The sequence below is a fragment of the Halopseudomonas salegens genome, from assembly GCF_900105655.1.
Taxonomy (GTDB): domain Bacteria; phylum Pseudomonadota; class Gammaproteobacteria; order Pseudomonadales; family Pseudomonadaceae; genus Halopseudomonas; species Halopseudomonas salegens.
In genome coordinates this window covers 1,128,407-1,147,989 of record NZ_LT629787.1, presented here as the reverse complement: position 1 = coordinate 1,147,989, position 19,583 = coordinate 1,128,407, and the positions used below count along the sequence as shown (strand labels likewise).

The window sequence follows — 19,583 nt, the reverse complement described above, 5'->3', positions numbered from 1 at the left end:
ATAGCAGCTCAACCGAATACCGCGATGGTTTGTCGGCTGATAGCTATCAATGCGCCATCTTCACGCCAGATCATCGCAGCGGTATGACCATAACCGTCCCGGGCATGCTCGATATCCGCCTTGTACAGCAGCCAATCGGTGTTACCCAGCGCTGGCACCGGCTGTACAAACTCGATGGTCCAGGTCAAAGAGCTGGCCGGAGCGCGCTGTTTCAGCAGGGGCAGTACGGCCGGCGGCCAGACATCGACCAGCCCCAGCAGATGGGCTTCATGCAGTTCACCCTCATCAGTCTTGAAGCGCATCCAGCCACCATGCTCGCGAGCCTGGCTATTGCTGAACGGCATGCCGCCAAAAGCCAGCCGAATATCAAAATGCTTGAGAAACTCAGGGGTAACGTCTTTGATATACGGCATCTGCTGGCAGTCGTCGGGGGCCTTGGCAGCAGGTGCCGGTGCGGCGGCTACATCAACCTGTGAGTTGCGCCCAGCGCCGAAACTCCCCTGAACAATACAAGCCACCTCGCCATTCTGTTTCGCCATTCCCAGCATCTGACTGACTGCCTTGCCCTGGCGCAGGATCTGGCTCTCTATCTGCAAGGGTTCACCGGGCTGGGCAGGGCCGACAAAAGTAATTGCCAGCGAACGAACCGGCCGCTCTGCTCCTGCCATGCGCCGCATGGCATCATAGATCAGAGCAACGACCAGGCCGCCATAACCGGCACGACCCTGGGCCCAATCGTCGGGGATTACAACAGTGTTATCGGCACTGTCTTCAAGCGCGGCAAGCAATTGGGCAAACGTCATCGGACTGTCCTGTGGCATTTTCAATGATCATAAGGCAAGCGAGATAACGGCTGAATGCGTGAGCGCCATCATTGCTGCAGCGAATGAGGCGTAATTGACGGCCCGGCGAGACGCAAACCGCTGAGCCAGCCCAACGCATACCATGACGCTGGCAATTCAGGCCAGTCATCCTCGCCCAGATCAGCGAGCTCGTAACCAGCCTCGCCGGCACGGGCCAACAGGCGCTCTTGCCACCAGCCAAGATAGCCGCCGTGCCCTGGTTGCAGCCGATTGGCCATGGGGCCCCGCAAACGCAATGGCAAGGATTCGAACAGGCGCTGATCGATGGCGGCAAAAATCCGCTTTTCGTTATCCAGATAGGCACTGGCAGCAGCAACGGGTATATCCAGCAGACGACCCAGATGATGAAGCTGCTCGGCATAATCGTAATGGGTCTTCCAGGGGGTAATGCGCTGTTCCCAATCCAGTTGCAAGCGGGCAATGGCTTCCAGCAATGTGCAGGGGGCTGCACTGGGCGCATCGACCAGTACAGCAAGCCAACGCCGCTGAATCAATGGCAAGGGTTGCAGCAGAATCAGCAGCTCTGCATTGCTGCTCCCCGGCTCCGGTCGCCATTGACTGACTTCGTGCGCAGCGACGTGCGGCAAGCGGGCGCAACGAGCAGCCCAACTGGCCGGACGAAGCTGGTCCCAAAGCACTTGGGCCCGATGACCGGCCTGATCCACGCGGTCACGCAACCAGCGCTCCATCAGCCAGCGTCGCCGGGATTTATACTTGCTCATCCGTTCGTCCCGTTACTCTCGCCTTGATTCCCTGCACCACGCCGAGACCATCTTCACGCAAGGCCTTGCGATCAGTCAGTGGTACTACACGGCAGAGATCAAGGGTGAAATGCCCCAGCCGGGCGCTGTAAAGCCCGACACCAATGCCCTGCCCGACCCGTGCGGCCAGTTTTTCCAGCATGCCCGCGAGCAGGCTGTCACTCAGAGCGCCAATCGCCAGTTCACTGCTGCCGGCCAAAGCAATATTGCGCAGCACATGAGCCAGAAGACGCCAACGATTCAGTTGCCCCGCCGGCAAGCCAAACAGGAGCGCCAGGCGTTGCACCAGTCGCACGTTGCGCCAGACCACCAGCAGCAAATCCACTGCCACCCAGGGACTGGTAGCCACCAGAACCCCGGTACCGCTGGCCTCACGGCGAATCAATTGGCGAGCCTGTTGATCCAGCGAAGAGTAGAACAACTGATTCAGCCTGCCCTGGATTTCGGCGGCACTGTGCGCGGCATCCAGACCATCCAGCGCCTGCTCCAGTTGCATTTGCAGGGCTGTTCCCTGATACAGCTGGCGGACCCCCGCCAGCCACTCTGCCGGCATATGGTCCTGCTCTGCAGCCAGCGCCTGGTCCATTTGTTCACGCAATTGCTGCAAGCGGGTCATACGTAAGCGCTGGCGGTAAAGGTCTCGCCAGCTGAGCATGGCAACCACCAGAAAAAGAGCACCCAAGGCCCCCAGAGCAGCACCCAGCAGAGGTTGCCAATGCCAGGCCGCAATGGTCCAGTCAACCCATTGACCAACAGCCGCCAATGCCACCATCGCCAACAATAGACGCCACAAACGACTCGGCCAGGGGCTGAAAACGGCAGCATTGAGTTGCTCGGCATCGGCCAGCGGGGCTGTCGTAGAGGGTTGATCGGACCAGACCTCGGCTTCCAGTTCTTCAAGAATTTCGGTAGCCCGCCGGCTACTTTGCTTCTGCTCCCAGGTGTCCAGCACTGTGCTGCTGGCTGTCTTGTCTTCAGCACTCATCAGCGAGTCTCCCCGATTAACCAGGCCACCAATTGATCCATACGATAATTGGGAAAGATTTCATTGCGATGCAGGCCGGGAGGCGGCCGGAGCGGTGGCAGGCTGATCGGCTCAACCTGCAAATCCAGGGGCAAGTGTGCGGGAATTTCTGCCGGTCGATAGCGCAGCAGGCGTTGATCCTGCTGCCGTCCGGCGATCAGGGTATCGCCCTCTTGCCGAGTGGCACGCACGGCTGCCAACGGGAAACCCTTGATGGTAACGCCACCATGACGCACCGCCGTCAGGCTGTCGGTGAGGAGGTCTTCCAGGCATTGCTGAGCATCGCGTTGCTGCTCGGCAGTCAACTGATCAACCTTGGTGGCACAAAGCGCAAGGCGCCGAATGCGGGGTTTGAACAGGCGCTCGAACAGCGACCCCCTGCCGTACCGGAAACTGGCCAACAGGTCATCCAGCGCGCCTTGAACATCCGCCAGCGCTTGCGGGCCGGCTGCCAGAGGGCCGAGCATATCCACCAACAGAACTTGTTGATCCAGCCGGCTGAAATGCTGGTCGTAGAACCCTTTGACGATAAAGTCGCGATAATAATTGAAGCGTGCCTGACACTCGGCCCAGACACTGCCCGGCTCGGCATGGCTATGTTGATTCCCTGCCAGCAAGGGCACAAAGTCCAACATGACATCGGCAATGCCCCGCCCGGGCAATAAAAAGCGTCCAGGCTGATTGCGTGCCAGGCCAGCTTCGCGGCAGCGCTGCAAGAAGGCCGTCCACTCGCCCCGCAGGGCATGAAGGTCGACGCTATCAGTGCCTGCCTGTGGATCAATCGCCTGCAAGCGGGCAGCCAAGTCACCAATCAGGCTGGCGCGGGGCTCGGTTTTCACCCAGCTCGCCATTTGTTCGCACCACTGGCCATAGTCCATTTGCAGCAATGGCAAATCGAGTAGCCACTCACCGGGATAGTCGATCAGCTCCACCCGTTGCAACCGTTCACCCTGCACCGAGCCGAGCAAACCTCCTGGCGCGTAACGCAATTCCAGTTCAACGCGCGTCAGGTCAGTTGTCGATTCCGGCCAACGCGCTGGATCTCCACTCAGCGCCTGCAAAGCGTTCAAATAGGGAAAGGCATGCTCGGTACCCTCCCGCTGCCAGTGCACCGAGAGCAGACGATCAAAGGGAGAGCGTTGGCGTAAAAGACTTTTCGGGTGGTTTTCCAACTGGTTGAGCAGGCTGGTTATAAAGGTGGTTTTACCCGCCTGGCTGAGTCCAGTCACCCCAATCCGCAGGGGACGCTGCAACCAGGCACCGGCCTGTTGGCGGGCACTGGCAAGCAGGCGTGTCGGATTGCTGAGTCTGGCCATCTGGCTCTCCCGTGATTATTTAGCTGACTGCCGGTTTAGGGTACACTTGCAGGTCCATCTGATGGTAGCCAAGGTCCCAGTGTCGTGGAAATTTTCAAGGAATTCACCTTCGAGGCAGCCCACCGCTTGCCGAATGTCCCCGCCGGGCACAAATGCGGCCGTTTGCATGGCCATTCCTTTCAGGTGGCGATCCATATCAGTGGCCCGGTTGATCCGCATACCGGCTGGGTGCGCGATTTTGCCGATATCAAGGCGATCTTCAAACCGATCTATGATCAGCTCGACCACAACTACCTGAATGACTTGCCGGGGCTGGAAAACCCGACCAGTGAGGTGATTGCCCGCTGGATCTGGCACAAACTCAAGCCAGACCTACCGGAACTGAGCCAGATTACCCTGCGCGAGACCTGTACCTGCGGTTGTATTTATCGCGGGGAGTGATCCCAAACCACCACGCACATCTGGAAGGCGGCGTTGTCAGCCCCTTACCCCGGACCGTTAGATGCCAGGGATGGCATCTACGAGCTTACATGGACGTATTTACAGCGTGTCCGGGGTAAGGGGCTGACAATGCCGCCAGCGCATAATTCTGACTGAATTTCACACCGGATCATTAAAGCGCAGCAAATGCTCTGGCAGGTGCTGGATATAGTCATCCAGTTTTTCATCCGGCGGCATTTGCAGGTGAAAGCCCTGCTCCTGCAGATTGGCCAGCACCTGGTGGATATCCTCACGGGCCAGGGTGCGCGTTTCGGTGAGCACCAGATCCATACTGTGTTCGGCCCGGCCAAACAGCTGCATCAGCGCTTCGGGCAACTCGTCGAGTGGCTTGCTGCGCGGCACATACAGATACATGCCGGATTTCTTCCTGCTGCGGTAAATCGAGCACGGGACTTTCATGCGGATGCCTCGGCAAAGTTATTGGCCACTGCCAGTAATTCTGCGCCCATCAGCTCGCGCCGCCACCCCGTCAACTCATCCGGCAGGCTGTAGGGGCCCTGGGGGTAGCCGGTACGGATCAAGGCTTCGAGCACTTTTTTCTTGAGCATCAATTCCTGCGCCATACCCAGCCGCTCAGCATGACGCTGACCGACCTGACGCATCGCCTTGATCAACTTGTTGGCCGCTGGAGGCAGTGGCTCTTCAAGTCGCTCGGGGCACTCTTCACGCGGGCGCCGGGCGCCTTCGCGGATCAATTCGAGAATGGTATTGCCATGCTGACGCACGGTACGCGGGTGCATGTCCTCGATAGACGACAAGGCTGACAGGCTGTCCGGCTGGCGCTGGGCCAATGGGCACAGTGACTTTTCCCGTAACAGGCGGTTGCGCGCCTGATTGCGTTCGCGGGATTCACGCTCGCGCCACTCACAGAGCACTTGCAGTATGGCCAACTCGGCCGGCTTCAAGCGCCAGGCCTGCTTGATCTGCAGGTAGGCAGTTTCCGGGTCCTGAACCAGGTTGCTGGAAGCAACCTGGTCGGCGGCATCGGCCAGCAACCAGTCAGTCAGCCCGGCCGCCTCGATCCGCGGAGCCAGCACCTGATACAGCTCCGCCAGGTGCTGCGCATCGCCAGCCGCATAGGTGATCTGTGCTTTGGTCAGCGGGCGCTGCAACCAGTCGGAACGGGTTTCTTCCTTGGGCAGTTCGATATCCAGAATCTGCTGCACCAGACGCGAATAGCCCATGGAAAAGTCCATACCCAGATAGGCTGCGGCAATCTGAGTATCAAACAGCGGCGCTGGCACGGCGCCACAGAGATTGCGGAACACTTCCAGGTCTTCGCTGCAGGCATGCAGCACCTTGACGACTGACGGGTTGGTCAGCAGCTCGGCAAAGGGCCGCCAGTCATTTATTTCCAACGGATCAATCAGGAAACTGTGTTCGCCGTCACCGACCTGAATCAGGCCGGCAATCGGGAAAAAGGTTTCTGTACGGACGAATTCGGTATCCAGTGCCACATAGGGCAGCTGCTGCCAGTGGGCGCAGTAGGATGCCAGGGTGGCATCCTGATCGATCATCAGGGGTTCGGCCAAAGGGCTAGTCATATGATTTTCCTTCCATGCGCGGCGAGTATAACCGATCAAGCTGCAAAATGATTTGCACTGCCATTCAAGTTTGACCGACATCAACCGATAACCCCTTGAAAGCAGGCAGAATGAGCGCCTCAATTGCAGTCAATCCGCAGCAGGAGCCGGCATGGCGTTTCTTCAGAATATCCAACTGAAATACAAATTCTGGGCAGTCAACAGCGTTTTCTATCTGGTGACCCTGTTGTTGGTGCTGGTTGCTATCTGGGTGGAACAGCAGAATATACAGAGCACTCGCCAGTCCGTCGCCGAACAGTGGATTCAATCAGCTTCTCCAGCTGCGGGCATGCCGGGCCTGCGCTGGCTGGACAGCAATGTGGCCGGCGCGTCTCAAGCCGGAGCCAACCCACGCTGGCAAACCGGCCACAACAACCCCGCCCTGCTCGGCTACTGGGTGATGCGCGATGGTGAGAGCGTACGTGCGCTTGGCGTCGAGCGCCAGGGATTTACCGCCCTGCTGATCGAACGTGCCATAACCTATGGTATCGCGGTGTTTGTGTTGATGTGCGCCGTGTTGGCCACCTCACAACTGCTGATTTCATTCATTATCGGCCACATCACTGCGCTACGTGATGTCATGCTCAAGGTACAGACGACGGGTGACTTGTCGTTGCGTGCTTCAGTAGACTCGCGTGACGAAGTAGGCGCCATGGCCGGGGCCTTCAATGCCATGCAGGAAACCCAGCAACAGACTGTATCCGCCGTGCGCCAGGCCGCAGAACAACTGGATCGTGGCACCGCGCAACTGGCCACGCTGATGCAGCAGGTCAATAACGGCATGATCAGTCAGCAGGGCGAAACCGATATGGTGGCAGCTGCCGTCAACGAGATGAGCGCCACAGTACAGGATATTGCCGGCAATACCGGTACCACACGGGATCAATCGACCCAAGCTGATGAACTGGCAGGGCGCGGGCGTGATCAGGTAATCCGGGTCAGCAAAACCATTACCGGGCTGGCCAGCAGCATTGAGCGTTGTACCCAGCATATGGACAAGCTGACGGGGCACAGCAATGAAATCAGCGGTGTGGTCAACGTCATCAAGGGCATCGCCGAGCAGACCAACCTGTTGGCGCTGAATGCGGCTATTGAGGCCGCCCGCGCCGGCGAATCCGGCCGGGGCTTTGCCGTCGTCGCCGATGAAGTACGCGCCCTTGCACAACGTGTGCAAAGTTCAACCGACGAAATTCAGCGCATGATTGAAGCCCTGCAAGACGGCACACGCAACGCTGTCGGTGACATGCAGGCCAGCGCTGATCTGACCCATGAGTCAGTCGCCCAGGTCAATGATGCCGGCGGCTCACTGGAAGACATTGCCCTGGCAGTCAGCCAGATCAGCATCGGCAATCAGGAAATTGCCTCGGCGCTGGAGCAACAAACCCAGGCTGCCGACGCGATCACCCAGAGCGTGGTGCAGATTCGAGACGTGACCGAAAAAACCGTTCAACAGACCCGGCAAAGTGCGCAAACCAGTCAGGATCTGGCACAGCTGGCACACCAGTTGACCACCGCGGTCAGCAAGCTCAAGAGCTGAGAATAGAGATAATGCCTGGGCCGGGCGGCCAGACTGCCCAGATTCAATGGCCATCCATTGGATGAATGGCACAGACCCACGCACGCATAGCCTGCGTGGGCCCGGTAACCATCAGATACTCAGCTGTCCGACGCGCTCTGCAGCTGAATATAGTTCTGCAGGCCCATCTGACTGATCATTTCCAACTGGGTTTCCAGCCAGTCGATGTGCTCTTCTTCACTGTCCAGAATACGGCGGAAAAGCTCACGACTGGTGAAATCTTTCACGCTCTCACAGTAGATGATCGCTTCTTTCAGATCCTTGTGCGCGACCAGCTCCAGCTTGAGATCGCACTCGATCATTTCCTGCACATTCTCGCCAATCAGCAGCTTGTTCAGATCCTGAAGATTCGGCAGGCCTTCCAGAAACAGAATGCGTTCGATCAATTGATCAGCATGCTTCATTTCGTCGATGGATTCTTCGTATTCCTTGTCCGCCAGTACCTTTATGCCCCAGTCCTTGTACATGCGCGAATGCAGAAAATACTGGTTGATGGCGGTCAACTCGTTACCGAGAACCTTGTTGAGATGCTGAATGACTTTTTTGTCACCTTTCATGCGCGCTACCTCCTTCCGGGACTGATTCAACCCACAGGATAGCGCTTTTGAGCACGGATAGACATCCGCGCGGAGTAGTTACTGCTCAGGCAGGTTGCGCCAGAGCGGCTGCCAGAGCCATAAAGTCATTGTTGCGGGTTTCGCGAAGAATCGCCCGGGCCGTGCTGGCGCAGCGACCACACTGCTGACCTACTCCAAGCTCTTTGCCCAGTTGACGAACCGAGCTACACCCATCCTCCGCCGCACGGCGAATATCGCGGTCAGTAACACCGTGACACAGACATACATACATGGCGGCACCCCAGCAAGCCAAAGAACTTACTGATAATTATTATCATTATTGATCGGCTTTGCAACCCCTTTTTTCAACCAGCCGTACCTCATCATTCTGGAGACACAATTATCCGGGCTAACCGGCACATCGAATGTTCGCCCTCCCAGACGCACACTACCCGGGACCAGCCCGGGTAGTGTGCGACGTCTGCAATTGTTGGAGCCGAAACCCCATGGCACCTATTTGCGAATCAAGGCCAGAAAACCTCCGGCCACAACCGCAGCAGCACCGCCGATGATGAACCAAAGGGTTTCATCGGTGAAACGACCGGTTACCGCTTCGGTAACCTGATCGCCAAGTGATTGCGAAGACTGCCAGCCGAAGTAGAGCAGAAGCACTCCAACAACCAGCAACACCACACCAATCAATTGATTAGTAGACATGATTATTCTCCTCTGTCATGACCCCGGGTCAGCCTCCTGGGCGACGACCAACCAGCAGTGACACAACGAAGAGCACCAGGAAGACCAGAAACAGGATTTTTGCAATCCCGGTTGCTGTACCTGCTATACCGCCAAACCCGAGTACCCCCGCGATAATGGCGATGATCAAAAACGTAAGTGCCCAGCTAAGCATGGCAATTCTCCTTGTCTGACTGCAAGATGGCTTGCAGCACTTTTGAACAGGCTTGAACCTCTATGCAAACTCACGGGTTCAAAGGCTTGCATCTGTACAGTCGCAAGCGCCATGCCAACCAGCCAGAAATATCAAGCGCTTTAAAAACATACACTTAAATACACATTGGCAAACTGGTAACGTGCATCATGCAAGATTGCCAGCATTCCATCGTGCAACTTGCACGAGCAATTGTTGACTAATGACAACCGAATATAAATATGCGCGGAGCCAAACACATGGATGATGCCAACACTCGAGACGGTCGCATTCTGCTGGTCGATGATGAAGCAGCCATTTTGCGCACCTTTCGCTACTGTCTCGAAGATGACGGTTATCACGTTGCTTCTGCCAGCACTGCCGCACAGGCCCTGGCGCTGACACGGCAACAGGTCTTCGACCTGTGTTTTCTCGATCTCCGTCTCGGCGATGACAACGGTCTCGACGTGCTGGCACAGTTCCGCGTTCAGGCACCCTGGATGCGGGTAGTCATCGTTACCGCCCATTCCGCGGTAGATACTGCCGTCGATGCCATGCAAGCCGGTGCCGCCGATTACCTGGTCAAGCCATGCGGACCCGATCAATTGCGCATGGCTGCAGCCAAACAACTGGAAATAACCCGACTGTCTGCACGACTGGAAGTGCTGGAAGACGAGATGCATAAACCCGACAAGGATTTGCACTCACACAGCCCGGCGATGATGACGGTACTGGAAACCGCCCGCCAGGTAGCCGCAACCGATGCCAACATTCTGATCCTCGGTGAATCCGGTACGGGCAAAGGCGAACTGGCGCGCGCCATCCATGCCTGGAGCAAGCGGGCCAAAAAACAGATAGTGACGATCAACTGTCCGTCACTGACGGCCGACTTGATGGAAAGTGAACTTTTCGGGCATGCCAAAGGTGCCTTTACCGGGGCCAGCGAGAACACCTTGGGGCGCGTCAATCAGGCTGATGGCGGCACCCTGTTTCTGGACGAGATTGGCGATTTTCCTTTTGCCCTGCAACCCAAGCTGTTGCGCTTTATTCAAGACAAGGAATATGAACGCGTTGGCGATCCGGTAACGCGCAAGGCCGATGTGCGCATTCTTGCGGCAACCAATCTGGACCTCGACGGCATGGTGCAGGAAGGCAAGTTCCGCGAAGACCTGCTCTACCGTCTGAATGTAATCACCCTTACCATGCCCCCGCTCCGCGAACGCCGAGATGACATTACGACCCTGGCTGAGCGTTTTCTTGCGCGCTTTGTCAAGGAATATGCGCGACCCGCTAAGTCCTTCACCAACAAAGCCCTGCTTGCCCTCCAGGAATACAATTGGCCCGGCAATATTCGCGAACTGCAAAACGTGATTGAGCGTGCCAGCATTATCTGTTCAGCCGATGCCATTGACGCTGAACAACTTGGTCTCGGCCAGGTGGATACCGATACGGCACCTCGGGTAGGTGCCGAGCTCAGCCTGGAAGAGCTGGAAAAATCGCATATTGCAGCAGTTCTGGCCAATAGCAGTACCCTGGAGCAGGCCGCCAGAACTCTGGGGATTGATGCCTCAACCCTGTATCGCAAGCGAAAGCAGTACAACTTATGAAATTGCGCAATCAGCTTTTCCTCAGCCTCAGCGCTCTGCTCACCGTCGCCCTGGTCGGTATGCTGTTGGCCATCTTCAGCGTGTTGCATCTGACCAAGCAGCAAAGCGAAGCCATGTATCGCAACCTGACCATCGTCGAAGCGACCTTGAGCATGGGCCATGAATTGAGCAAGCAAACCACCCTGCTGCTCACTGAGGTCCTGGATGAAGAAGCACTGAAACAATCAGATCAGCGCTTTCAGAACCTGCTGGCCAAGGCCGCTGAAAGCGCGATTGACGAAAATGATCGCCAGGCAGTCAGCGAGGTCCGACGGGCCTATGATCGATACCAGCCGCACCTTGACAGCCCGGCTATCATGCGCACCCAGCTGTTTACTCACGATCAGTTTACCCGCGCCCTGGCTGCAGTCCGTGACCGCCTGAACAATGTGCAAATGCGCTACGTCAACGCGGTAGAAAGCACCGAACAGCAAACACGCGAAAGTGCCTGGATGGTTACCTGGCTACTTGGCGCCATTGGTCTGGCCATCGTCCTCATCGGTCTGGTCACCGCTCACAGTATCGCCCGGCGCTTTGCCGAGCCCATTGAAACACTGGCTGATGCCGCAGGTGAGATTGGCAAGGGAAACTTCAACGTTACCTTGCCGCTGCCCAGCATCCATGAACTCAATGCCCTGATTCATCGCTTCGGTTTGATGGCCGAAGCCTTGCGTGAATTCAAGAACAGTGACATTGAGGCCTTGCAAGCCGAACAGCAACGCTTGCAGGCAGTACTCGACAGTATTGACGACGGCTTGCTGATCTTCGACCCTCAAGGGCGCCTGGAGCATTACAACCCGGTCGCCCAACGCCAGTTGGACTGCAAACCCAGCCATCTGGGTGAGGGTCCCAGTCGTCTGTTGCACCAGGATACTCTGGACCAACAACTGCAACTGATTCTGCAGGGCGCTACCATGGATACTGAAGCCGACGACCTCAGTATCACCATAGACGGTGAATCACGCATACTCGCTTTTTCCCTGACGCCGATCAGTCAGGGGGACGACCCGGTTCGCGGGGCGGTTATGGTGCTGCGTGACGTCACCGAACAACGGACCTTTGAACGCGTACGCAGTGAATTCGTGCTGCGCGCATCGCATGAATTGCGCACACCCGTTACTGGCATGCATATGGCTTTTGCCCTGCTGCAGGAGCGCGTGAATTACCCCGAAGATACCCGCGAAGCGGACCTGATCCGAACAGTCGAAGAAGAGATGCAGCGCTTGTTGCTGCTGATCAACGATCTGTTGAACTTTTCCCGCTACCAGAATGGACTGCAGCAACTGGAGTTGGCACCGGAATCCATAGATGAGCTGATGGACCAGGCGCGGCAACGCAGTGCCAACATCACTGCAGCTAAAGATATCACCCTGACCTGCGAGGTAGAGCCTGGCCTGCCCCGAATCCCTGCCGACCGGTTGCAAATTGAACGGGTACTCGACAACCTGATCGGCAATGCGGTGCGGCATACCCGAAACGGAGGCAGTATCCGGTTACAGGCAGTTCGCCAGAATGAACAGGTGCTGCTGGCCGTCGTCGACAATGGTGAAGGCATCCCCTATGGGCAACAGGCTCGGGTATTCGAGCCCTTTGTCCAGATAGGCAAACGCAAGGGGGGGGCCGGGCTTGGGCTGGCCTTGTGCAAGGAGATAATCCAGCTGCATGGTGGTCGTATCGGCGTGCAATCGCAGCCCGGCCACGGCACTCGCTTTTACTTCAGCCTGCCGCAGTAAACTGCCAACGGCTGCTCACCACCCCCATCAACATCTTGCTCGATTCAGGGGCATGCCTGCGGTGTTACTGCACCATGCACTGGCAGAAAAGTGCTCCAATCAGCCCCGCGTTAAAATCATTCCCCATGTATTACAAGAACTTGCCGAGAGTGGCACGCAACCTGCTTTGCTTACAACTCGAAACAGTCTCATTAGCAGAATCGTAGTCGTTTCATAAATTCAGCTTCAGGGCAAAGGCGTCCACCGGCATGACTCAACAAAAGTCATGCAAGTGGGCGCTTTTTTTTGTGCGCGTTTTTTATTGGGGGAAGACCATGCAACAGCAAACAACGGGGAAAAAACATCTTTGGCTGCCATTATTGGGCAGCGTCGTGGCAATGAGTGCCTTGCCGGTCCAGGCAGAATCAGGCTCATTGATGGAAGCCATCCAGGCCGGCAAGGCCGGATTGGACTTGCGGTACCGTTTCGAGCATGTCGAGCAGGATAATCAGAACCGCAATGCCAATGCTTCAACCCTGCGCACGCGGCTCAACTATGCCACCGACAGTTATCAACATCTGAGCGCCTTTATCGAATTCGATGACATCCGGGTGCTCGGTTCGACCCGCTACAACAACGCCAGTGGCCGCCCCAGCGCGCGCACCCAGTATCCAGTGGTAGCTGATCCCAGCGGTACCGAGGTCAACCAGGCCTACCTGAATTACAGTGGGTTGCCGAATACCACCTTGCGTCTGGGCCGACAACGCATTATCTACGACAATGCGCGGTTTATCGGCAATGTCGGCTGGCGGCAGAATGAACAAACCTACGATGCCTTCAGCCTGGTCAATACCAGCCTGAGCGACACCACCCTCAGCTACGCCTATATCGATCAGGTCAACCGGATCTTCGGCAAGGATTCACCCAAGGGTGAAACCAGCATGCGCTCGCATCTGCTCAACGCCTCCTATGGCGGTCTGCCGGTCGGTCAGCTGACGGCCTACGGTTATTTCCTGGAAACGCCGGATACACCTCTGGCCTCCAACCGCACCCTGGGCCTGCGCTTCAACGGCAGCCATGCTGCCAGCGAGCAGCTGAGCCTGCTGTATGCGCTGGAGTATGCCAAACAGGATGATTTCCAGGATGGCGACAGTGCTATCGATGCCGACTATCACCTGATGGAAGTCGGCGCCACCCTGCATGGCATCACCGCACGCGTGGGCCAGGAAGTCCTTGGAGCCGATGGCTCGGCATTCAGCACCCCGCTGGCGACCGCACATGCCTTCAATGGCTGGGCTGATACTTTCCTGACAACGCCGGCGGATGGTCTCGATGACCGTTACCTGAAACTCGCTGGTCGAGTCCAGGGCACCAACCTGCTGGCTGCCTGGCACCAGTTCCATGCGGATCAAGGCAGTGCGGATTATGGCCGCGAACTCAACCTGCAGGCCGCGCGTTCCTTTGGCCCGGTGAAATTGCTCGCCAAATATGCGCGCTACTCAGCCAAAGACCTTGGCACCGACACCGAAAAATTCTGGCTGATGGCACAAGTCGCCTTCTGAACCCACCATTTTCTGCAATCTTTTGAGGAGATCCACTTATGCAACGGCATACACATATTACCCAACCCGCGGCCAGTTCAGTCTGGCAGCAGAGCCGCCAATGGTGTCTCGGCAGCACCCTGGCCCTGGGCCTGAGTCTGCTCGGCGCCGCCCAGGTACAGGCGCAGAACGCTCTGGAAAAAGAAGACCTGAATTTTGGCTTTATCAAACTGACCGACATGGCCCCTCTGGCGATAGCCTACGAACGGGGTTACTTCGAGGACGAAGGCCTGTTTGTCACCCTGGAAGCCCAGGCCAACTGGAAAGTACTGCTCGACCGGGTCATTGATGGCGAACTGGATGGCGCGCACATGCTCGCCGGTCAGCCACTGGGGGCAACCATAGGCTATGGAACCGAAGCCCATATCGTGACCGCCTTCTCCATGGACCTCAATGGTAATGCGATTACCGTCTCCAACGATGTCTGGTCAAAAATGAAACCCCATGTGCCGCATGAGGATGGCAAGCCGGTACATCCGATCACCGCCGACACACTAAAGCCAGTGGTAGAAAGCTACCGCAATGAAGGCAACCCCTTCCGCATGGGTATGGTATTCCCGGTATCCACGCATAATTACGAGTTGCGCTACTGGCTGGCCGCTGGCGGCCTGCATCCGGGGTTTTATGCGCCTCTGCGCGGCGACACGTCAGGGCAGCGCGATGCAGACGTTCTGCTCTCGGTCACCCCGCCGCCACAAATGCCTTCCACCATGGAAGCCGGCACCATTCACGGGTATTGCGTGGGTGAACCCTGGAACCAGCAAGCGGTATTCATGGGCATTGGTGTACCGGTAGTGACCAATTACCAGATCTGGCGCAACAACCCGGAAAAAGTGTTCGGCGTCAGCGCCAGCTGGGCGGAAGAAAATCCCAACACACACAAGGCTGTGGTCAAGGCTCTGATCCGCGCGGCACACTGGCTGGATGCGGATAACAATGCCAACCGCGAGGCAGCCGCCGACATTCTCTCCTGGTCCAACTATGTGGGCGCGGACGTTGATGTGATCGCCAACTCGATGACCGGTACCTTCGAGTATGAAAAGGGTGACCAGCGCGAGGTACCTGACTTCAATGTGTTCTTCCGCCACCACGCCACCTACCCCTTCTATTCCGATGCTATCTGGTTCCTGACCCAGATGCGTCGCTGGGGACAGATCCCGGACGCCAAGCCGGACAGCTGGTACCTGGAGATGGCGAAGAAAGTCTACCGCCCGGACATCTATGCCGAAGCAGCACGCGAACTGATCGCCGAAGGCAAGATGAGTGCTGACCTGTTCCCCGACTTTGATAACGAGGATGGCATGCGTGACACGCCAGCCGAGTTCATTGACGGGACACCCTATGATCCGACGCAACCCAACGCCTATATCGACAGTTTCGAGATTGGCCTGAAAAACGACGAATCCATCTGAACAAGTTGCCCCTGGTCACCTTGACCAGGGGCGCTTGCCACTTTGATAGGTGATTGTATGAGTAACCGAATCATTCATTACATGGAATTGAGCGGGTTGAACTGGATGGTTCCCGTAGTCCGGCTGTTCAAGGGCGAAAACTGGCGCGAGCAAGCCCGTGACCTGTTTGACCAGGTGGGTTTGCCGATGCTTGCCATTGGTATTTTCCTGTTGCTCTGGGCCGCTGGCGCAAGCCAGGTAAATACCAGCCTGGGCCAGTTGCCCGGCCCGGTTCAGGTCTGGGAGCAAGCCGGCAACCTGTATGAAGACCATCAGCGCGAACGCAGTCGCGAAGCCGCCTTTATGCAGCGCCAGGAAGATCGCAACGCACAACGCCTGGCAGAGAATCCGGATGCCGAAGTGCGCTGGCGCTCCTACACCGGCGCACCGACCTTCATTGATCAGGTTTTTACCAGCCTGAAAACCGTGTTTACCGGCTTTATCCTTGCCAGCCTGATTGCCATTCCGATCGGCGTCGCCTGTGGGCTCAGTCAGCGCCTGTATGGGTCGATAAGCCCCTTGGTACAGATCCTCAAACCGGTTTCCCCACTGGCCTGGCTACCCATTGTGACCCTGGTGGTCAGTGCCGTGTACGTCTCTGACGACCCCATGTTCAGTCGTTCCTTTATTACCTCGGCAATCACAGTCACGCTGTGTTCTCTCTGGCCAACGCTGATCAACACCGCAGTAGCGGTGGGTTCAATTGATCGCGACTGGATCAATGTCGGCCGCGTCATTCGTCTGCCACTGCACAAACGTATTTTCAAGATTGCCATCCCGGCCGCCCTGCCGATGATCTTTACCGGCCTGCGGATTTCCCTGGGTATCGGCTGGATGGTGCTGATCGCCGCCGAGATGCTGGCGCAGAACCCCGGACTGGGCAAGTTTATCTGGGATGAGTTCCAGAACGGCAGCTCCAACTCACTGGGCCGCATCATGGTCGCGGTACTGGTTATCGGTTTTATCGGTTTTCTGCTCGACTGGTTGATGGTGACGCTGCAGAAGTGCCTGTCGCACGACAAACAGGCCGCCTGAGAGCCATTGCAACCCAATGAGGTAACAACATGAGCGTAATGCAAATGATTAAACAGCAGCTTCCCAGTGCCGATCCGGCAGAGGGCTTGAAGCAGGAAAAAGCCAGGCAGTACGGGGGAGCTTTCCTCGATCTGAGTGGGGTATCTATTGATTTCCCGACCCGTAGCGGCTTCTTCCGTGCCCTCGACAAGGTCAACCTGAAGATCAACAAAGGGGAATTCGTCTCGGTCATCGGCCATTCCGGTTGTGGCAAATCCACCGTGTTGAATATCGTTGCCGGCCTCAGCCAGGCCACTGAAGGCGGAGCCATTCTGCAGGGGCACGAAGTCAACCAGCCCGGTCCTGACCGTGCTGTGGTGTTCCAGAATCATGCCCTGCTGCCCTGGCTGACCTGTTATCAGAATATCGAATTGGCAGTCAAAGAGATCTTCAAGGGACGCAAAAACCGCAAGGAAATGCGCGAGTGGATCGAACATAACCTGCGCCTGGTTCACATGGACCATGCCATGCACAAATACCCGGCGGAAATTTCCGGCGGCATGAAGCAACGTATTGGCATTGCCCGCGCCCTGGCCATGGAACCCACCCTGCTGTTGATGGATGAGCCTTTCGGAGCACTGGATGCTCTCACTCGAGCGCACCTGCAGGATTCTGTGATGGCGATTCAGGCAGACCTTAAAAACACGGTCTTGATGGTCACCCACGACGTCGATGAAGCGGTACTGCTCTCGGACAAGATCGTGATGATGACCAACGGACCGGCTGCCAGGATCGGTGAGGTTCTCGACATCGAACTTGAGCGCCCGCGCGAGCGCCTGGCGTTGGCCAATGATGCCCAGTACAACCAGTATCGAGCTCAGGTACTCAGTTTCCTTTACGAGCGTCAGCGGCGACCGGAAGAGGCCCATTAACCGGCTACCCAAACACCAACAAGGCTCCAGCAGGAGCCTTGTTGGTTACTACCGAGTGCTTTAGTGATCGACCGCCGCACCAGCACCACGGGGCACACGAATGTCCTCGATCAGATGCTGGATATGCGCCGGCGGTTCCTTGGTGAACCTGGCTACCGTTACCGCAGAAATGAAGTTGAAAATCATGCCCAGCGTACCAATACCTTCCGGCGAGATCCCGAACCACCAGTGATTGGCATTATCCAGTTCCGGGCTGATGAACTTGAAGAACACGATATAACTGAAGGTGAACACCAGACCCACAATCATGCCGACAATCGCCCCTTCCCGGTTCATCTTCTTGGAGAAGATCCCCAGCACAATGGCCGGGAAGAAGGAGGCGGCCGCCAGACCGAAGGCAAAGGCCACCACCTGGGCGACAAAGGCCGGCGGATAGATCCCGAACAGGCCGGCGATCACCACCGCCACCGCAGCGGCCAGTCGTGCGGCCAACAACTCCTGCTTCTCGGTGATATTCGGCGCCATATTGCTCTTCAACAGGTCATGCGAGACCGACGTCGAGATCACCAGCAACAACCCTGCTGCGGTTGACAGCGCCGCCGCCAGACCACCTGCGGCAATCAAGGCCACCACCCAGCCGGGCAGATTGGCGATTTCGGGGTTGGCCAATACGATGATATCGCGGTCGACATAGATTTCATTGGCGTTGTCCGTGACGGTGTTGGTCACCACCCGCTCGCCATGTTCACCCTGTTCGCCGGAAAAGCGCGGTGCCCCCTGGAACGGGCTGCCTGGCGCCATCTGGATGATGCCGTCACCATTCTTGTCGTGCCAGGCTACCAGACCAGCGTTTTCCCAGGTGGTCACCCACTCGGGCACTTCCGTATAGGGGGTTTCCGGGATGGTGTTGAGCAGGTTGGTCTTGGCAAAGGCGGCCAGCGCAGGTGCAGTGGTGTAGAGAATGGCAATAAACAGCAGCGCATAGCCGGCTGATTTGCGCGCATCGCGCACGGTCGGGGTGGTGAAGAAGCGTACAATCACATGGGGCAAGCCTGCAGTGCCCACCATCAGCGCCATGGTGATAAAGAACACATCGATGGTCGCCTTGCTGCCATCGGTATAGGCATCAAAACCGAGTTCGGCACCCAGCCCGTTGAGCCGGTCAAGCAGGTAGGTGTCGGTGCCCGATACTGTGCTGCCAAAGCCCAACTGGGGAATCGGCATACCGGTAATCATCAGGGAGATATAGATCGCCGGCACCATATAGGCAAACATCATCACGCAGTATTGCGCCACCTGGGTGTAGGTGATGCCCTTCATGCCACCGAGTACCGCGTAGAAGAAGACGATGGCCATGCCGATGACCACACCAACGGTGATATCCACTTCCAGGTAACGTGAGAACACGATACCCACGCCTCGCATTTGCCCGGCGACATAGGTGAAGGAAATAAAGATCACGCAGATCACCGCCACCACCCGCGCCGTCTGCGAGTAATAGCGTTCGCCGACAAACTCCGGCACGGTGAACTTGCCGAACTTGCGCAGGTAAGGCGCCAGACACATGGCCAGCAGCACATAGCCACCGGTCCAGCCCATCAGGTAGACACTGCCGTCACGACCGAGAAAGGCGATCATGCCAGCCATGGAGATAAAGGATGCTGCTGACATCCAGTCAGCACCAGTAGCCATACCATTGGCAATCGGGTGCACGCCCTTGCTGGCGACATAATATTCACTGGTACTGCCGGCGCGTGACCAGATGGCGATGCCGATATAAAGGGCGAAGGTCGCCCCGACAAACAGATAGATAAGAGTTTGGGTTTCCATGGGGGGCTCCTCGCTTACTCTTCGTGGAAGTCGTATTTACGATCGAGCCGGTTCATCTTCCAGACGTAGAAGAAGATCAGGACCACGAAGGTGTAGATGGAACCCTGCTGGGCAAACCAGAAGCCAAGCGGGAAGCCAAAGAAGCGAATATTGTCGAGCAGATCGACAAACAAAATGCCGGCACCAAAGGACACCGCGAACCAGATGACCAGCAAGGTCAGCATCAGGCGCACGTTTTCCTTCCAGTAGCCGCGGGCAGCGTCTTCTCTTGAAAGGGACATAACCATC

At 57.1% G+C, this 19,583-nt stretch carries 20 protein-coding genes; 8 read left to right on the top strand and 12 right to left on the bottom strand.

What is annotated here, in order from left to right; genetic code table 11:
• Nucleotides 1-8: 8 nt before the first annotated feature.
• From BLU07_RS05110 to BLU07_RS05095, 4 genes are all read right to left on the bottom strand, one after another.
• Entirely contained in the window at nt 9-803 is a 795-nt protein-coding gene (locus BLU07_RS05110) for an acyl-CoA thioesterase (RefSeq protein ID WP_092384797.1), read from the bottom strand.
• 68 nt (nt 804-871) lie between these two features.
• On the bottom strand, nt 872-1,585 hold the full coding sequence (locus tag BLU07_RS05105) for a hypothetical protein (protein ID WP_157719090.1): 714 nt from the start codon (nt 1,583-1,585) through the stop codon (nt 872-874).
• Nucleotides 1,572-2,609, bottom strand: coding sequence for a TIGR01620 family protein (locus tag BLU07_RS05100; RefSeq protein ID WP_092384793.1), 1,038 nt, complete (start codon nt 2,607-2,609; stop codon nt 1,572-1,574). Before BLU07_RS05100 ends, BLU07_RS05105 begins: the two co-directional genes overlap by 14 nt.
• Complete coding sequence (locus BLU07_RS05095) at nt 2,609-3,964, bottom strand: YcjX family protein (RefSeq protein WP_092384791.1); 1,356 nt, start codon at nt 3,962-3,964, stop codon at nt 2,609-2,611. Before BLU07_RS05095 ends, BLU07_RS05100 begins: the two co-directional genes overlap by 1 nt.
• A gap of 84 nt (nt 3,965-4,048) precedes the next feature.
• Between BLU07_RS05095 and queD the strand changes: the two genes are divergently transcribed.
• Complete coding sequence (gene queD / locus BLU07_RS05090; protein ID WP_092384789.1) at nt 4,049-4,405, top strand: 6-carboxytetrahydropterin synthase QueD; 357 nt, start codon at nt 4,049-4,051, stop codon at nt 4,403-4,405.
• 159 nt (nt 4,406-4,564) lie between these two features.
• On the opposite strand, the gene BLU07_RS05085 is transcribed toward queD, so the two are convergent.
• Together BLU07_RS05085 and rnd are read right to left on the bottom strand one after the other, a co-directional pair.
• Nucleotides 4,565-4,864, bottom strand: a complete 300-nt coding sequence (locus tag BLU07_RS05085) for a YcgL domain-containing protein (protein WP_092384787.1) — start codon at nt 4,862-4,864, stop codon at nt 4,565-4,567.
• Complete coding sequence (gene rnd, locus BLU07_RS05080) at nt 4,861-6,009, bottom strand: ribonuclease D (protein WP_231701695.1); 1,149 nt, start codon at nt 6,007-6,009, stop codon at nt 4,861-4,863. The genes BLU07_RS05085 and rnd overlap by 4 nt, the downstream gene beginning before the upstream one ends.
• A gap of 151 nt (nt 6,010-6,160) precedes the next feature.
• Here rnd and BLU07_RS05075 point away from each other — a divergent pair, with 151 nt between their 5' ends.
• Nucleotides 6,161-7,585: a methyl-accepting chemotaxis protein gene (locus tag BLU07_RS05075; RefSeq protein ID WP_092384783.1), complete on the top strand. Its 1,425-nt coding sequence runs from the start codon at nt 6,161-6,163 to the stop codon at nt 7,583-7,585.
• Between the two features lie 119 nt (nt 7,586-7,704).
• Here the strand turns inward: BLU07_RS05075 and bfr are convergent, their stop codons facing one another.
• The 4 genes from bfr to BLU07_RS05055 form a co-directional block, all read right to left on the bottom strand.
• On the bottom strand, nt 7,705-8,181 hold the full coding sequence (bfr, locus tag BLU07_RS05070) for a bacterioferritin (protein ID WP_092384781.1): 477 nt from the start codon (nt 8,179-8,181) through the stop codon (nt 7,705-7,707).
• 85 nt (nt 8,182-8,266) lie between these two features.
• Nucleotides 8,267-8,473, bottom strand: a complete 207-nt coding sequence (locus BLU07_RS05065; protein ID WP_092384779.1) for a bacterioferritin-associated ferredoxin — start codon at nt 8,471-8,473, stop codon at nt 8,267-8,269.
• Between the two features lie 221 nt (nt 8,474-8,694).
• Nucleotides 8,695-8,898: a DUF3185 family protein gene (locus tag BLU07_RS05060; protein WP_092384777.1), complete on the bottom strand. Its 204-nt coding sequence runs from the start codon at nt 8,896-8,898 to the stop codon at nt 8,695-8,697.
• Nucleotides 8,899-8,926: 28 nt separating this feature from the next.
• Nucleotides 8,927-9,091 (bottom strand): DUF1328 domain-containing protein, encoded by a 165-nt coding sequence (locus BLU07_RS05055; protein WP_092384775.1) that lies wholly within the window; start codon nt 9,089-9,091, stop codon nt 8,927-8,929.
• A gap of 278 nt (nt 9,092-9,369) precedes the next feature.
• On the opposite strand from BLU07_RS05055, the gene algB reads away from it, so the two are divergent.
• The 6 genes from algB to BLU07_RS05025 all read left to right on the top strand — a co-directional run bounded on the left by algB (nt 9,370) and on the right by BLU07_RS05025 (nt 17,465).
• Nucleotides 9,370-10,716: a sigma-54-dependent response regulator transcription factor AlgB gene (gene algB / locus BLU07_RS05050; RefSeq protein ID WP_092384773.1), complete on the top strand. Its 1,347-nt coding sequence runs from the start codon at nt 9,370-9,372 to the stop codon at nt 10,714-10,716.
• Entirely contained in the window at nt 10,713-12,488 is a 1,776-nt protein-coding gene (locus BLU07_RS05045) for an ATP-binding protein (RefSeq protein ID WP_092384771.1), read from the top strand. The genes algB and BLU07_RS05045 overlap by 4 nt, the downstream gene beginning before the upstream one ends.
• A gap of 314 nt (nt 12,489-12,802) precedes the next feature.
• Nucleotides 12,803-14,029 (top strand): alginate export family protein, encoded by a 1,227-nt coding sequence (locus BLU07_RS05040; protein ID WP_157719089.1) that lies wholly within the window; start codon nt 12,803-12,805, stop codon nt 14,027-14,029.
• 38 nt (nt 14,030-14,067) lie between these two features.
• Nucleotides 14,068-15,480, top strand: coding sequence for a CmpA/NrtA family ABC transporter substrate-binding protein (locus BLU07_RS05035; RefSeq protein WP_092384767.1), 1,413 nt, complete (start codon nt 14,068-14,070; stop codon nt 15,478-15,480).
• Between the two features lie 57 nt (nt 15,481-15,537).
• Nucleotides 15,538-16,554, top strand: coding sequence for an ABC transporter permease (locus tag BLU07_RS05030; RefSeq protein ID WP_092384765.1), 1,017 nt, complete (start codon nt 15,538-15,540; stop codon nt 16,552-16,554).
• Between the two features lie 38 nt (nt 16,555-16,592).
• Complete coding sequence (locus BLU07_RS05025; protein ID WP_231701694.1) at nt 16,593-17,465, top strand: ABC transporter ATP-binding protein; 873 nt, start codon at nt 16,593-16,595, stop codon at nt 17,463-17,465.
• A gap of 60 nt (nt 17,466-17,525) precedes the next feature.
• On the opposite strand, the gene BLU07_RS05020 is transcribed toward BLU07_RS05025, so the two are convergent.
• Nucleotides 17,526-19,295 (bottom strand): sodium:solute symporter family protein, encoded by a 1,770-nt coding sequence (locus BLU07_RS05020; RefSeq protein ID WP_092384763.1) that lies wholly within the window; start codon nt 19,293-19,295, stop codon nt 17,526-17,528.
• A 14-nt stretch (nt 19,296-19,309) separates the two neighbouring features.
• Complete coding sequence (locus BLU07_RS05015) at nt 19,310-19,576, bottom strand: DUF4212 domain-containing protein (protein ID WP_092384761.1); 267 nt, start codon at nt 19,574-19,576, stop codon at nt 19,310-19,312.
• Between the last annotated feature and the right edge of the window lie 7 nt (nt 19,577-19,583).